Origin of the sequence: Micromonospora yasonensis (genome assembly GCF_026013475.1) — a bacterium.
Classification (GTDB): domain Bacteria; phylum Actinomycetota; class Actinomycetes; order Mycobacteriales; family Micromonosporaceae; genus Micromonospora; species Micromonospora yasonensis.
The window spans coordinates 1-13,240 of record NZ_JAPDPH010000190.1; the positions used below are offsets into that span (position 1 = coordinate 1).

A 13,240-nucleotide genomic window follows, 5' to 3' on the forward strand; every position below is an offset into this window, starting at 1 on the left:
GCCGTCGTTCCGGGGCGCGGATGAGGTGGTTAGCCGATCGCCGCGCGGTCGGGAAGCATGATGGTCATGACTGCTGCTGTACGCCGCCGACCCGGGGCCGCCGCCGACCGTCGCTGGGCCGCCCGGCTGGGCGCCGTCGCCGGCCTGCTGGTCACCCTCGTCGGTCTGCTGCTCGCCCCGGCCACCCCGGCCAGCGCCCACGCGGTGCTGGTGAGCAGCAGCCCGACCGCCTCGTCCGTGGTGCCCAGCGGGCCGTCCGAGGTGGTGCTGACCTTCAGTGAGGGGGTCCGCAAGGTGCCCGGCAAGATCCGGGTGATCGCCCCCGACGCTTCCCGGGCCGATCGTGGTGAGCCCACGGTCAAGGGCACGGTGGTGACCATCCCGGTGGACAGCTCCGCGCGCGGCACCTACCTGGTGAGCTACCGGGTGATCTCGGCCGACAGCCACCCGGTCTCCGGCGCGTTCACCTTCTCGGTGGGTGCCCCGTCCGCCCCGCCGACCGACACCGGTACGGAGACCCGCGCCAACCCGGTGGTGGAGAACGCGGTCAAGGTGGCGAAGTACGTCGGCTACGTCGGGCTGCTGCTGCTGGTCGGCCCGGCGCTGGTGCTGGCCGCGCTCTGGCCGCGCCGGCTGTCCCGCCGTGGGCCGGCCCGGCTGGCCTGGTCGGGGCTGGGTCTGCTGGTCCTCGCCGCCCTCGCCGACCTGTGGTTGCAGGTGCCGTACACAAACGGGGGCGGCCTGTTCGACGTGACCGGCGCCGGCCTGGGCGACGTGCTCGGCAGCGCGTACGGGATGGCGCACCTGGTCCGGCTGGGCCTGCTCGCGGCGGCGGCGTTCCTGCTCCGGCCGCTCTTCGCCAGGCCGGTCGGCCGCACCGACGGGATCATCCTGGCCGTCCTCGGCGGCGCGGCGCTGTTCACCTGGCCGCTGGCCGGTCACCCCGCGGCCTCGCCGGCGCCGGCGGTGTCCGTGGTGGTGGACGCGGTGCACCTGGGCAGCATGGCGGTCTGGCTGGGCGGTCTGGTGATGCTCGCGGTCTTCCTGCTGCGCCGGGCCGACGAGCGGGAGCTGGACGCGATCCTGCCGATCTGGTCCCGCTGGGCGGCGCTGGCGGTGGCGGCGCTGCTGCTCGCCGGCACCGTGCAGGGGCTGATCGAGGTGGCCACCCCGAAGGCGTTGGTCAACACCACGTACGGGCAGCTGTTGCTCGCCAAGATCGGGCTGTTCGTGCTGGTCATCGCGGTGGCCGCGTACTCCCGGTCGCTGGTGCGGCGGCGCCGGGCCGCCGGCCGGCCCGGCCTGATGCGCCGGGCGGTGCTGGTCGAGCTGCTGATCACCGCGGTGGTGCTCGGTGTCTCGGCGAACCTGGTGCAGACCACCCCGGCCCGCACCGCCTCCGCCGAGGTGGGCGGTACGCCCACCGGCTTCTTCTCCACCACGCTGACCAGCCCGCTCTACTCCCTGCAGGTGGAGCTGGACCCGGCCGAGCGGGGCAACAACTCGCTGCACCTGTACGCGTACACGAAGGACAACCGACCCCAGCCGGTCAAGGAGTGGAAGGCCACGGCGGCGCTGCCGTCGGCCGGGATCGAGCCGATCGAGATCCCGCTGCTGCCGCTGACCGACAACCACGCCACCGGGGAGATCAACCTCCCGGCGTCGGGGCAGTGGCAGCTGCGCTTCACCGTCCGTACGTCCGACATCGACCAGGCCACGGTGACCGCCACCGTGCCGATCAAGTAACGGAAGGCTCTCCGACCCATGATCCGTATCCGGCGCTCCGCGACCGCCGCCGCGCTCACCCTCGCCGCCGTGACCGCGGCCGTGCTCGGCCTGGCCGGGGCGGCCTCCGCGCACGTCAGCATCAACCCGAAGGAGGCCACCCAGGGCGGCTACGGCCGCTTCGCCTTCCGGGTGCCGAACGAGAGCGACACGGCGTCGACCACGAAGGTCGAGGTGGTGCTGCCGGAGAACGCCCCGGTCGGCTCGGTCTCCACCATGCCGGTGGCCGGCTGGACGGTGCGGGTGGAGAAGCGCAAGGTCGATCCCCCGATCGACGTGCACGGCAGCCAGCTCACCGAGGCGGTGTCCAAGCTGACCTGGACCGCGGCCACCGGCGGCGGGGTCAAGCCCGGCGAGTTCCAGGAGTTCCCGGTGTCGATGGGCCCGCTGCCCCAGGTCGACAAGATGGTGTTCAAGGTGCTCCAGACCTACTCCGACGGCAACGTGTCCCGCTGGATCGAGGAGCCGACGCCGGGCCAGGAGGAGCCGGAGAACCCGGCCCCGGTGCTCACGCTGACCGCCGCGTCGGCGTCCGCGTCGCCGGCCGCGAGCGCCCCGGCCGCCGCCGGCGGCGGTGACGACGACTCCGACTCGGGCACCGCCACGATCCTCGGCGTGGCCGGTCTGGTGGCCGGGCTGGCCGGTCTGGTCCTCGGCGGGCTGGCCTTCCTGCGCACCCGACGGGAGCCCGCGCCGAAGTCCTGACCTGCGGTCTCGTCGCCGGCCCGTCGGATGCTCCGGCGGGCCGGCCGGCTTTCGGTGGTCCCTGAGGTGCTTGCCGTGGATATCCGGCGATTGTGCGGTTCACGTCGGTAAGGTCGGCCGGGTAATTGGCTACCGAAGGGGACGACGCGAATGCGTTTCGTGCGGACGATCGCCGGCATGCTGCTGTTGGCCGTGGGGATTCCGGTGCTGCTGGCCGGCGCCGGTCTCGGGGTCGCCGCCCGGCACGCCAACCCGGACGGCGGGTTCGGCGCCCGGTTCGAGACGGTCCGCACCCCGGGGCAGGCCGTGGTGGTCACCGATGTGGACCGCCTGCTGCGCGCCGAGGCGCCCTTCGCCCGTACCGGCCAGGCCCGGCTGCGGCTGACCGGGCGGACCGCCGACGGCCCGGCCTTCCTCGGCCTGGCCCCGACCGACCAGGTCGAACGCTGGCTGGCCGCCGTCCCGCACGCCACCGTCCGCCGCGTCGCGCTGGCCCGCAGCCCGCTGCCGGTGCGGGTGGAACCGGCCGGCCCGGCCACCGCCGGCACCGCCCCCGCCGTCCCGCTGGACCAGGAATTCTGGGTACGCGACGGGATCGGCGTGCTCGAGTGGAGCCCGGCCGAGTTGACCGACCGGCCGTTGAGCCTGGTGATGATGCGCCCGGACGGGCGGGCCGACCTGGCCCTGGACCTGCACGCCGAGGTGCGGGCCGGCTGGTTCCCCGGGGTGGCGTGGGCGCTGCTGGCCGGCGGAACGCTGCTGCTGGTCCTCGCCGTGGTGCTGCTGCTGCGGCCGGTCCACCCGCGGGAGGTGGTCTTCGTCGTCGAACCCGACCAGGTCCCGGTGCTCGCCGGGCGGCTCGGGGTCAGCTCGCTCAGCGGGCTCGGCTCCCGGGAGGACCGCTCGGACCTGGCCGAACGGCAACTGGTCGCGGTGGGGTCGGGGCACGCCGAGCGACCCCGGGCGGCGATCGGTCCGGTGCCGAGCCGTCGCCCCGAGAGCCTGGCCGAACTGCCGGCCGACCCGTCCTGGGCCTGGCCCCCGGCCACCACGACGGAGACGTCCCGTCCGTCACCGGTGGACGGTCCGACCCGGAAGTACGACGGCTGACGCCGCCCCAACGGCGGGTGGCCCTCCGCGCTGCCGACGCGGAGGGCCACCGTCACCGGGGGAATCGGTGCTACCTGGGAGAAACTTGAGGTAGTTGAGACCAGATTAGCGCCGAAGGCCGCTGCTCGCGAGATCTGTCCATTTGGTGCAAGTTTCACCGTGTGGCGGGCTGCCCCGCCCGAGGCCGCCGGTACGGCAGCGCCGCCAGCAGCAGCAGGCTGAGCAGGACGTACGCGTTGCGGGCGACGAACTCGCCGAAGGTGTCGGTACGCGTCGGCGCGACTCCCCAGTCCAGAAAGGTCACCACCCCGTAGATGATCACGAAGCTGGTGCCGACCGCGAGGGTGAGCAGCCAGCGCCGCCGGCGGGCATCCGGCACCGTCTGCGGGTCGGCGTCCAGCACGGCGTCGACGAGCACCACCACCGCCGGGATGAACCAGTAGAGGTGGTGGGTCCAGGTGATCGGGCTGACCAGGCCGCCGACCAGGCCGGTCAGGGTGAGCCCCGCGAGGGTGTGACCGGCCCGCGCCGCGCGCGCCGCCCGCCACAGCCCGAACGCCGTGACCGCCAGGACCAGCAGCAGCCAGAGCAGCTGGCTGGGCTTCTCCGGGGCGGTGATCCGGCTGAGCAGGCCGAACAGCGACTGGTTTCCGGTGTAGTCGGTCCGTCCCACCCGGTCGGTCGCCCACAGCTCGTGGGTCCAGAACCGCCATGAGTCGCTGGGCGCGACCGCCGCGGACAGCAGGGTGGCCACCGCCGCGGTGGCCGACGCGACCACGGCCGCCCGCCAGCGCCGGGTGACCAGCAGGTAGAGGATGAAGATGCCGGGGAACAGCTTCAACGCTGTCGCCAGCCCCACGCCCACGCCGGCCCAGCGCCGCCCTCCGGGTACGGCGAAGAGCAGGTCGGTCAGGATCAGCACCACCAGCAGCATGTTGATCTGACCGAAGGTGATCGTCTCCCGGGTGCTCTCCACCGCGAAGACCAGCAGCACGGCGACGGTGAGCGTGAAGAGCCGGGGCAGGCCGTGCCGGTCGACCAGCGGCGTGACCAGCCACCGCGTCGTCACCACCACGCCCAGCACGGTCAGCGCCGTGAAGATCACCACGGTGACGCCCAGCGGCAGCAGGGCGAACGGTCGCAGCAGCAGGGCCGCGAAGGGCGGGTAGGTGAAGTACAGTGCGCCCTGCACCCGGTCGGGTTGCACGTAGTCGTAGAGCGGGTGACCGGCCGCCCACCAGTCCATCGCCCGCATGTAGATCTTCAGGTCGAAGAAGTTGTGGACCCGGCCCGGCAGATAGAGGGCCGGTAGCACCGCCGCCAGCGCCACCACGGTGGCCAGCCGACGGGCCGTACGGCCGCCCGGGTCGTCCTCGGTGACGGCGGGCGGCGCGACGGGTTCGGCTGGCACGGGGAAACCCTAGCGGTCCACGTCGGCGACGGTGCCGAGGCGCGGGCGGGTCGGCGGCGCGTAGTCTGGTCCGGTGGCTGATCTTCTCGTCTGGATCGACTGTGAGATGACCGGGTTGGACCTCGGGAGGGATGCGCTGATCGAGGTCGCCGCGCTCGTCACCGACCCCGACCTGAACGTGCTGGGTGAGGGCGTCGACGTGGTCATCCACGCCGACGAGGCGGCGCTGGACGGGATGCCGGAGATCGTGCGGACCATGCACGGCAAGTCCGGGCTCACCGACGCGGTACGCCGCTCCACGGTCACCCTCGCCGAGGCCGAGGACCTGGTGCTGGAGTACGTCACCAGCCACGTCAAGGACCCGCGCACGGCACCGCTCTGCGGCAACTCGATCGCCACCGACCGGGGCTTCATCGCCCGCGACATGCCCCGCCTCGACGCGCACCTGCACTACCGGATGATCGACGTCTCCTCGATCAAGGAGCTCTGCCGTCGCTGGTACCCCCGGGTGTACTTCGGGCAGCCGCAGAAGGGGCTGGCCCACCGGGCCCTGGCCGACATCCGGGAGAGCGTCCGGGAGCTGGAGTACTACCGGCGGACCATCTTCGTCCCGCTGCCCGGCCCGGACGTGGACAGCGCCAAGGCGATCGCCGCCCAACTCTGAGTCGCGCCGGCGCCGGACCGGAACCCGGTGGACGAGCCCGGCAGAGATGTGGCTATTATTAGTCCGCACCCCGCCCGGGTCGACCGGCGCGGAGAGCGTGGTGGCTGTAGCTCAGTTGGCAGAGCACCGGGTTGTGGTCCCGGTTGTCGTGGGTTCAATTCCCATCAGTCACCCCAGTCACGGCAAGCCCCTCCTTCGGGAGGGGCTTCCGTCGTTTCCAGGCCCGAAAACGCTACGGCCCCCTCCGCGTCGGAGGGGGCCGTCACGACCGGGTACGGCGATCAGGGCGTCGGCTCGGTGCTCGGCTCCTCGCTCGCGCCGGGCTCCGCGTCGTCACCGGCCTGCGGCGGCTCGTACGGCAGGGCGCTGCCCTTGACGTACTCGTCCCAGCTCATGTTCCAGTCGGTCCAGCCGTTGCCGTTCTGGAGCTTGCGCTCGGTGCCCTTGACCGTGATCGGGTCACCGATCCGGGTGTTGGCGAACAGCCAGTTGCCGTCCTTCATCGAGACGTTGACGCAGCCGTGCGAAACGTTGACCTTGCCCTGTACGCCCTCGGACCAGGGGGCCGCGTGGATGAACTCGCCGCCCCAGGTGAGCCGCTGGGCGTAGTCGATCTCGGTGCGGTAGCCCTCCTCCGGGCCCAGCTCCTCCATGGTGTCGAACACCGTGTGGCGGAGCTTCTCGATGACGACCATGGTGCCGCTGGACGACGGAGTGGTCTTCTTGCCGAGGCTCACCAGGATCCTCTTGATCACCTGGCCGTCCTTGGTCACCGTCATCGTCTTGGTGCGGTTCTCGACGGTCATCACGAACGCCGGGCCGATCTTGATGTCGACGGTGAGGTCGGAGCGGCCGTACCAGCCGTTGCCGAGGGGCAGCCCGCCCGCCTGCACCCGGTACGTGACGGTGCTGTTGGCCTGCCAGAACTCCTTCGGCCGGTAGCGCACCTCGGTCGGGCTCACCCAGTGCCAGATGCCCTCCTGGGCCGGCTTCGCGGTCACCGTCATCCGGCGCTGCACGTCGTCCCGGTAGTCCTGCGGGATCGCCCGGCTGAACCGAACGATCAGCGGCATGGCGACGCCGACGACCTGGTTGTCGCCCAGGAAGCTGGTGATCCGCACCTGCTTGCCGGGTCGGGCCATGGTGGTGAAGGTGCTGGTCGCCGTCGCCGGCTTGCCGTCGTCGCCGGTCGCCGTCACCGTCGCGGTGTACGTCTCGCCGTACTCCAGGGCGCCGCTCGGGAGCCAGGTCTTCCCGTCGGCCTGGAGTTCGCCCTCGACGGCCTTGCCGGCGGAGTCCTTCAGCTCGACGGCGGTCTCCTTCGCCTCCTTGGTGGTGAACGAGATGGTGGTGGACGCCGGTACGTCCTTGGCGTCGGCCTTGGGTTCGGTGATGGTCGCGGCCGCCTTCGGGCCGTCGGCGCCGCCCTGCCAGCTCGGCCCCTTGTCCCCGCCGCCGCTGGTGCAGGCGGAGGTCAGGGCCAGCGCGGCGGCGAGCACGGCGGCCGCGAATGCGCGGCGGCGCCCGCCCCGGGCGCGGCCGGGCCGGATCAGCTCGTCCTGGCTAGCTCGCATGATTCCCTCACAGTTTCGGTCCCCGGTCCCATCGTTCCCTACAGACGCATCGGTACGGATACCCGTTGCCGGAAGTGAACCGAAACACCCCGCCCGCGATGTAACGATTCTGGTACGGTGCCACGCTTCATGAGCGGGGCTCGTGTCTGCCCCGCCCACTGGCGGTGGCCCAGATCACCCCGGGTCGCCGTCGATCGCCCTCAGAAGGCCGACGCCTCGCCACCGTCCGGCACCGGCAGGGCACTACCCGCGACGAACTGCGACCAGCTCATGCTCCAGGCCGTCCAGCCGTTCCCCGGGACCAGCTTCCGCTCGGTGCCCCGGACGGTGATCGGGTCCCCGATCAGGGTCTGGGCGAAGAGCCACTTCGCGTTCGCGGTCGAGACGTTCACGCAGCCGTGCGAGACGTTCCGGTGTCCCTGCGCGGCCACCGACCAGGGGGCCGCGTGGATGTACTCGCCGCCCCAGGTCAGCCGCTGGGCGAAGTCGATCTCCGTGACGTACTGGTTGGCCGGGTCCGGCTCGTCGCGGGTGTCGAAGACCGTCGACTCCTTCTTCTCCATCACCACCATGGTGCCGCTGGAGGAGGGGGTGCTCTTCTTGCCGAGACTGACCGGCATGGTGCGGACCAGCGCGCCGTTCTCGTACACGGTCATCTTCTTGGTCGCGTTGTCGACCTTCATCTCGAAGGCCCGGCCGATCCTGGCGGTGGCGCTCCGGTCCACATTGCCGTAGCGGCCGTTGCTCAGCGGGACGCCGGCCAGCGCCAGCCGCACGGTGAGGGTGGTGCCCGGCTTCCAGTACGCCGGCCCCCGGTAGTAGGCCTGGGTGCCGTTGGCGAGCCAGTGCCAGGCGCCCGGCTGCGGCGGGTCGGTCTGGACGAACATCCGCTTCTGCACCGCGGCCCGGTCCTTCTCCGGGATGCCCGGCGAGAACTCCGCGACCACCGGCATCGCCACGCCGTACGTCCGGTCGCTGAACAGGTAGAGACCCGAGCCGATCATCGACTTCGGCTTGGCCATCGTGGTGAAGATGCTGGTGCCCTCGTGGGTCCGTCCGTCCGTGCCGGTCGCGGTGACGGTGGCCGTGTAGCGGGTGCCGTACTTCAGCGGGGCGGACGGCACCCAGGACGAGCCGTCCCGGCGCAGCCGGCCCTCGACCGCGTTGCCGTTCGCGGCGGTCAGGACGACCTTCGTCACCGTGCCGCCGCCGGGGATCTTCGCGCTGATCTCGGTGCTGACCGGGCGGCGCTGCGCACCGTCGGCCGGGCTCACCGCCAGCGGCGGCAGGGCGCCCTGCGCCGGCTCGCCCGGTGCGGCGCCCGAAGCGGTCACAGTGGGCGCCATCTGCTGGCCGCCACCCTCGAACACCGGCTTCGTCCGGTCGTCGTCCCCGCAGCCGGTCAGTGCCAGCGACGCCGTGAGGACCAGGGCGCCCATCATCGCCCCGGCCCGCGCGAACCTGCCCATCCCCACCCCGCTCCTCGCGTGCCTGGCCGACATCGTGCGGTATCACCGCCATCACCCCGGGCCCCCCTCCGGAGATTTGCGGCATTATGTCCGGTAAGTTTGGCCGAAGAGAGGAGCCCGGGATCTGGTTGGAGGGCGGGTCCGCGGGCGTGCTACTGTTCTCCCCGTTGCCAACGAGCGCCGCTAGCTCAACTGGCAGAGCAGCGGACTCTTAATCCGCGGGTTCGGGGTTCGAGTCCCTGGCGGCGCACAGTGGTCGAGGCTCTGGTCCGGTTCATCCGGGCCAGAGCCTTTCGCGTTTCCCGGGAGTCCGGCCGGTCACCACAATTGGGGCATGCGAGCCGCCTACATCGAACGCCCCGGGTCCGCCGCCGACATCCGGCACGGTGAACTGCCGGCACCCCGCCCCGGCCCCACCGATGTCCTGGTCGACGTCCTCGCCACCACGGTCAACCCCGTCGACACCTTCGTCCGGTCCGGGGCGTTCCCGACGCCACTGCCCCTGCCGTTCGTGGTCGGCCGGGACCTGGTCGGCCGGGTCGCCGCGCCGGGGCCCGGCGCCGCCGGCTTCGCGGTCGGTGACCTGGTCTGGTGCAACAGTCTCGGGTACGACGGCCGGCAGGGCAGCGCCGCCGAGCAGGCCGTGGTGCCGACGGACCGGCTCTACCGGCTGCCCGACGGGGTCGACCCCGCCACCGCGGTCACCATGCTCCACCCGGTCGCGACGGCCTATCTGGCGCTCTTCGTCCACGGCCGGCTGCGGCCGGGAGAGACCGTGGTGGTGGCCGGCGGGGCCGGCAACGTCGGTGCCGCGCTGGTGGCGCTGGCCGCCACGGCCGGTGCCCGGGTGGTGGCCACCGCCTCGGCCTGGGACGCCGGATACTGCCGCCAACTCGGCGCCGCCGAGGTGCTCGACTACCGGGACCCCGAACTGACCGAGCGGCTTCGCTCGGCCTGCCCGGACGGCATCGACCTCCACCTGGACACGTCGGGGCGCAACGACCTCGAAGCGGTGGTGGACCTGCTCGCGCTGCGCGGGCGGATCGTGCTGATGGCCGGGCGCCGCGCCCGGCCGGTGCTGCCGGTCGGACCGCTCTACACGTACGACCGCAGCATCGTCGGCTTCGTCATCTCCCACGCCACCACCGCCGAGCTGGCCGAGGCCGCCGGCGTGGTGAACCGGATGCTCGCCGCCGGGCGGGTGGCCCCGCGCGAGGTCGTACCGATGCCGTTGTCGGCGGTCGCCGAGGCGCACCGCATGATCGAGCAGGGGGAATTGCGCGGCCGGCGGGTGGTGATCACCCCGTAGCAGGGCCCTACCGTCGAGCCCGGTCGACCCCGTGTTAATGTCTCTCCCCGTTGCCAGCGAGCGCCGCTAGCTCAACTGGCAGAGCAGCGGACTCTTAATCCGCGGGTTCGGGGTTCGAGTCCCTGGCGGCGCACCGGTGATAAAAGCTCTGGCCCGGTGGTTCTCCACCAGGCCAGAGCCTTTTCTGCATCCGGGACGGTCTACTCGGTGTGCCACCTCGTGCCGTGTAGCACGGGGATGCTGTCGAGTTGATCGCGGCGGAGGTGCTTCTCGATGATGCCGCGCGGTCGTTCCCGGCTGGGTGAATAAGCGAGCACCTCGATGGGGGTGATCGCGAGATCGACGTTGAAGTCGTGGTCTGCGTGGGGTAGTTCCTCGTCGAGGAGTTGGGTCTGGTGGATGGTGGTGGCGATGGTGGTGTCCGTGGTGACGAGGCCGGCGTCGGTGAGGAGTGCGATCTCCAAGTCGGAGTAGCCGGCGCCCTTGCCGACTCGTACGCCGTCGCGCCGGCCGACCGCGACGCTGCCGCAGACGATCAGGTCCACCGGGTGCATCTCGTCAGGGCCGACCGTGGGGGCGATATCGGGTGCGCCGGTGCTGGTGGCGGCAGTCTCGAACGGAACGGTCAGGACGGCCGGATCGAGCAGGTAGAAGGGCTTCGGTGTGGCGAGCCGAGGGACCGCCATGTAGAGCAGCTTGCCTTCTCGGAGAGCCCGCACCCGGACGGGCAGTTGTGCTCGGTCGGGATTGCATTTGATGACCCGTGCCTGCCTCCAGAGATCCAACTCGGCGAGTCGGGCGGCGGCCTCTTCCTTGCCGGTGAAGTCGGGGATGTGACCGTGAACGCCGAGTGGTACGGCGCCTTCGCGTTCGAGGAGGTCCCAGACGCGTCGCCGGACCGACTGCTTGCCGTGGTCGATGCTGGTCACGCTGCTTCTCCTATGGGGTCATGAGGTGAGCAGTCTGTCGTTGACGTCCTGGACCGAGGGCTGGTCGCGCCAGGGACGCAGTTGGCGGGCCGCGACGAAGGCGAGGTTGAGCCCACCTCCAGCGCGGGTCCGCTCGAGGACCTCGATGGTTTGGTGCAGGTAGGAGGTAGCGGCATCGACGTCACGGTGAAGGATGCTGGCAAGGGCGAGATTGCCGAGGACGACGGCGGTCGACTTGCGGCGTGCGGCGATGAGTTGTCGGGCCTTCTCCAAGGCCGTGATGGCGTCAGTGATCTTCAGCCGCACCAAGGGCGTCGGAACAGTCCCGGGCTTGGCCGAGCATCGCGTGCGCTTCGGCGCGGTGCAGTTGGGCGAGACCGGAGATCACTTGACTGTCGTTGCGGCTGACGGCGGCGGCACGCGCCGTCAATGCAACGCCAGCGGTTGGTTGCTTGGTGCCGTAGAGGGCGAGGTAGCTCTTGCGGAGCAGGGCGTTGGCCGTCGGTGACGGCGTCGCGGGTTTCCCGCGCGGCACGGATCGCCTGATCGAAGTAGGCGGCGCTGGTGGCGTGGTCGTGCTCACCGATGTACGCCTCAAGGTCCTGACCTCACCAAGCTGGCCGTCGACGGCCTGGGCCTCACCGTGCGCAACGACTGACGCCGAGGAGGCACGGAACCCGCTGACCCCCTGGCAGCTGCTGAGGGCGGCCCGGCTCACCACGGCACGCCGTGGACCATGTCCCGCTCGACCGCGTTGATCGTGCAGTGCAGCGGCCGCGACTCGGAGCCGGGGAAGTAGAGCCGCCCTGCCGCGTCGGTGAGTTTGAAGTACGCCGTGCAGGCGGCCACGACTCGCGGCGCGCGCAGCCGTACCCGGATGACCGCCTCGGCGCCGGGAGCCACCTCGCCCAGCGGTACGCGCAACGGCGACTGGAGCCAGCCGGCCACCCCCGGTGTGCCCTGCCGGGTCAACCACCGGCCGTGCCAGTGCACCGGGCCGGCGTTGCGTAGCGTCCAGGTCTTGTCGAAGACCTGCCCGATCGGCACCTCCGCGCCGTCCGGTGGGTTCTCGGCCACCAGCAGGCAGCAGTCGGCGGGATCGTGGTCGACCGGCACCGTGCCCCCGACCACCGTCGGGAACCGGGCGGCCCCGGTCGCCTGGCGGAGCCGGGCGTCCCGCAGCGACGTCTCCCGGCCGGCCCGGACCGCCACCTCCAGTTCGAGGAACTGACCGAGCAGTGCCTGCCCCGCACCGAACGTCGCGTCGTACCACTCCACCAGGCCGCGGCTGGGCTTGGTGAGCCCGCGCTCGACCCGGGACAGGTGCCCCTTGCCCCAGCCGGACAGGGCCGCGGCCTGGGTCAGCGAGACCTCCGCCGACTCACGTAGCTCCCGCATCCGCGATCCGATCACCTCGCGCGCCTGTGCCGCCCGCATGTGAGTCACGCCCTCTCCGCACGTTGCCTACCTGGCCAACCGGCCACCCGTCTCCGATTCTTGGCTGACAGGCATCGATATAGGAATCCATAGATTGGGGAAGGCCATGACACTGCTGGCACGGCCGGGCCGGCGTACCACTCGCTGGCTCGTCCGCACCGTCCTGGCGCTGGTCGTCGCCACCGCCACCACCCTGGGGCTGGCGGCGCCGGCCTTCGCTGCCAGCGGCACCGTCCAGGCGTCCGGCGGTCTCTACGTCCGCTCCGGTCCGGGCACCGGTTACTCGATCGTGGGCAGTGTGGCCAACGGGGCCACGATCACGATCGACTGCCAGACGACCGGCGACTGGGTCAACGGCAACTGGGGTGCCACGAACATCTGGGACCACCTGAGCGGCGGCGGGTACGTCTCCGACGGCTTCGTCTACACCGGCAGCAACGGCCAGGTCGCGCCGAGCTGCTCCAGCAGCCGGGCCGACAGCGCGGTCGCCTGGTACGAGGCCCGCTTCGGCTCCACCGCCTACGAGGGCTACTGCGAGATGGCGGCCGAGAACGCGTACGGCCGGACCGGGATCTACGCCTCGGCGATGGCGGACTGGAACGACGCCGTCGCCCGGGGCACGGCCCACCGCGGCGATCTGAACGCGCCCCGGGGTGCGCTGGTGTTCTGGAACATCAGCTACCCGTACGGGCACGTGGGCATCTCCCGTGGCGACGGCACCTTCGTGGCGACCAGTGTGAATGGACGGATCGGCTCGGCCGCGCTGCCCTACTACGCCAACTACCTCGGCTGGAGCTGGCCCAACTTCTGACCGGCGGGCGGGGGGGGGGCCCCCCGCCCCCCCCCC

General features: G+C 71.5%; 13 protein-coding genes and 3 tRNA genes. 9 read left to right on the forward strand and 7 right to left on the reverse strand.

Features of this window, described 5'->3' with window-relative positions:
- Positions 1-66: 66 nt before the first annotated feature.
- The 3 genes from ONA70_RS27975 (at position 67) to ONA70_RS37025 (ending at position 3,600) form a co-directional block, all read left to right on the forward strand.
- Positions 67-1,746, forward strand: coding sequence for a copper resistance CopC/CopD family protein (locus ONA70_RS27975; RefSeq protein ID WP_265009477.1), 1,680 nt, complete (start codon positions 67-69; stop codon positions 1,744-1,746).
- A gap of 18 nt (positions 1,747-1,764) precedes the next feature.
- Entirely contained in the window at positions 1,765-2,490 is a 726-nt protein-coding gene (locus tag ONA70_RS27980) for a YcnI family copper-binding membrane protein (RefSeq protein WP_265009478.1), read from the forward strand.
- A 150-nt stretch (positions 2,491-2,640) separates the two neighbouring features.
- On the forward strand, positions 2,641-3,600 hold the full coding sequence (locus ONA70_RS37025; protein ID WP_406601252.1) for a hypothetical protein: 960 nt from the start codon (positions 2,641-2,643) through the stop codon (positions 3,598-3,600).
- A 154-nt stretch (positions 3,601-3,754) separates the two neighbouring features.
- On the opposite strand, the gene ONA70_RS27990 is transcribed toward ONA70_RS37025, so the two are convergent.
- On the reverse strand, positions 3,755-5,011 hold the full coding sequence (locus ONA70_RS27990) for a glycosyltransferase 87 family protein (protein ID WP_265009479.1): 1,257 nt from the start codon (positions 5,009-5,011) through the stop codon (positions 3,755-3,757).
- Between the two features lie 73 nt (positions 5,012-5,084).
- Between ONA70_RS27990 and orn the strand changes: the two genes are divergently transcribed.
- Both orn and ONA70_RS28000 read left to right on the forward strand, forming a co-directional pair.
- Complete coding sequence (gene orn, locus ONA70_RS27995) at positions 5,085-5,675, forward strand: oligoribonuclease (protein ID WP_265009480.1); 591 nt, start codon at positions 5,085-5,087, stop codon at positions 5,673-5,675.
- A 100-nt stretch (positions 5,676-5,775) separates the two neighbouring features.
- Positions 5,776-5,851, forward strand: a tRNA-His gene (locus ONA70_RS28000).
- Between the two features lie 105 nt (positions 5,852-5,956).
- On the opposite strand, the gene ONA70_RS28005 is transcribed toward ONA70_RS28000, so the two are convergent.
- A complete protein-coding gene (locus tag ONA70_RS28005) occupies positions 5,957-7,249 on the reverse strand; it encodes a L,D-transpeptidase (protein ID WP_265009481.1) in 1,293 nt (430 codons plus the stop codon).
- A 200-nt stretch (positions 7,250-7,449) separates the two neighbouring features.
- Positions 7,450-8,718: a L,D-transpeptidase gene (locus ONA70_RS28010; protein WP_265009482.1), complete on the reverse strand. Its 1,269-nt coding sequence runs from the start codon at positions 8,716-8,718 to the stop codon at positions 7,450-7,452.
- Positions 8,719-8,895: 177 nt separating this feature from the next.
- Between ONA70_RS28010 and ONA70_RS28015 the strand changes: the two genes are divergently transcribed.
- The 3 genes from ONA70_RS28015 to ONA70_RS28025 all read left to right on the forward strand — a co-directional run bounded on the left by ONA70_RS28015 (position 8,896) and on the right by ONA70_RS28025 (position 10,160).
- Positions 8,896-8,968: transfer RNA gene (locus ONA70_RS28015), tRNA-Lys, on the forward strand.
- 84 nt (positions 8,969-9,052) lie between these two features.
- Positions 9,053-10,027, forward strand: coding sequence for an NADPH:quinone reductase (locus ONA70_RS28020; protein WP_265009483.1), 975 nt, complete (start codon positions 9,053-9,055; stop codon positions 10,025-10,027).
- Between the two features lie 60 nt (positions 10,028-10,087).
- Positions 10,088-10,160: transfer RNA gene (locus tag ONA70_RS28025), tRNA-Lys, on the forward strand.
- 67 nt (positions 10,161-10,227) lie between these two features.
- Here ONA70_RS28025 and ONA70_RS28030 read toward each other — a convergent pair.
- The 4 genes from ONA70_RS28030 to ONA70_RS28045 all read right to left on the reverse strand — a co-directional run bounded on the left by ONA70_RS28030 (position 10,228) and on the right by ONA70_RS28045 (position 12,393).
- Positions 10,228-10,956, reverse strand: a complete 729-nt coding sequence (locus ONA70_RS28030) for a 5-formyltetrahydrofolate cyclo-ligase (RefSeq protein WP_265009484.1) — start codon at positions 10,954-10,956, stop codon at positions 10,228-10,230.
- An 18-nt stretch (positions 10,957-10,974) separates the two neighbouring features.
- Entirely contained in the window at positions 10,975-11,262 is a 288-nt protein-coding gene (locus ONA70_RS28035) for a hypothetical protein (RefSeq protein WP_265009485.1), read from the reverse strand.
- Positions 11,243-11,539, reverse strand: a complete 297-nt coding sequence (locus ONA70_RS28040; protein WP_265009486.1) for a hypothetical protein — start codon at positions 11,537-11,539, stop codon at positions 11,243-11,245. Before ONA70_RS28040 ends, ONA70_RS28035 begins: the two co-directional genes overlap by 20 nt.
- Positions 11,540-11,670: 131 nt before the next feature.
- Positions 11,671-12,393, reverse strand: a complete 723-nt coding sequence (locus ONA70_RS28045) for an NBR1-Ig-like domain-containing protein (RefSeq protein ID WP_265009488.1) — start codon at positions 12,391-12,393, stop codon at positions 11,671-11,673.
- 106 nt (positions 12,394-12,499) lie between these two features.
- Between ONA70_RS28045 and ONA70_RS28050 the strand changes: the two genes are divergently transcribed.
- The gene (locus tag ONA70_RS28050; protein WP_265009487.1) at positions 12,500-13,204 is read left to right on the forward strand and encodes an SH3 domain-containing protein; all 705 of its coding nucleotides are present in this window, start codon (positions 12,500-12,502) and stop codon (positions 13,202-13,204) included.
- Positions 13,205-13,240: the final 36 nt, after the last annotated feature.

What these genes read in the sequence shown, in the direction of transcription:
- ONA70_RS28045 (WP_265009488.1), bottom strand. Translation starts at nt 12,393, where the DNA reads ATGCGGGCGGCACAGGCGCGCGAGGTGATCGGATCGCGGATGCGGGAG.
- ONA70_RS28050 (WP_265009487.1), top strand. Translation starts at nt 12,500, where the DNA reads ATGACACTGCTGGCACGGCCGGGCCGGCGTACCACTCGCTGGCTCGTC.
- ONA70_RS28005 (WP_265009481.1), bottom strand. Translation starts at nt 7,249, where the DNA reads ATGCGAGCTAGCCAGGACGAGCTGATCCGGCCCGGCCGCGCCCGGGGC.
- ONA70_RS27980 (WP_265009478.1), top strand. Translation starts at nt 1,765, where the DNA reads ATGATCCGTATCCGGCGCTCCGCGACCGCCGCCGCGCTCACCCTCGCC.
- ONA70_RS27975 (WP_265009477.1), top strand. Translation starts at nt 67, where the DNA reads ATGACTGCTGCTGTACGCCGCCGACCCGGGGCCGCCGCCGACCGTCGC.
- ONA70_RS28010 (WP_265009482.1), bottom strand. Translation starts at nt 8,718, where the DNA reads ATGGGCAGGTTCGCGCGGGCCGGGGCGATGATGGGCGCCCTGGTCCTC.
- ONA70_RS28020 (WP_265009483.1), top strand. Translation starts at nt 9,053, where the DNA reads ATGCGAGCCGCCTACATCGAACGCCCCGGGTCCGCCGCCGACATCCGG.
- ONA70_RS37025 (WP_406601252.1), top strand. Translation starts at nt 2,641, where the DNA reads ATGCGTTTCGTGCGGACGATCGCCGGCATGCTGCTGTTGGCCGTGGGG.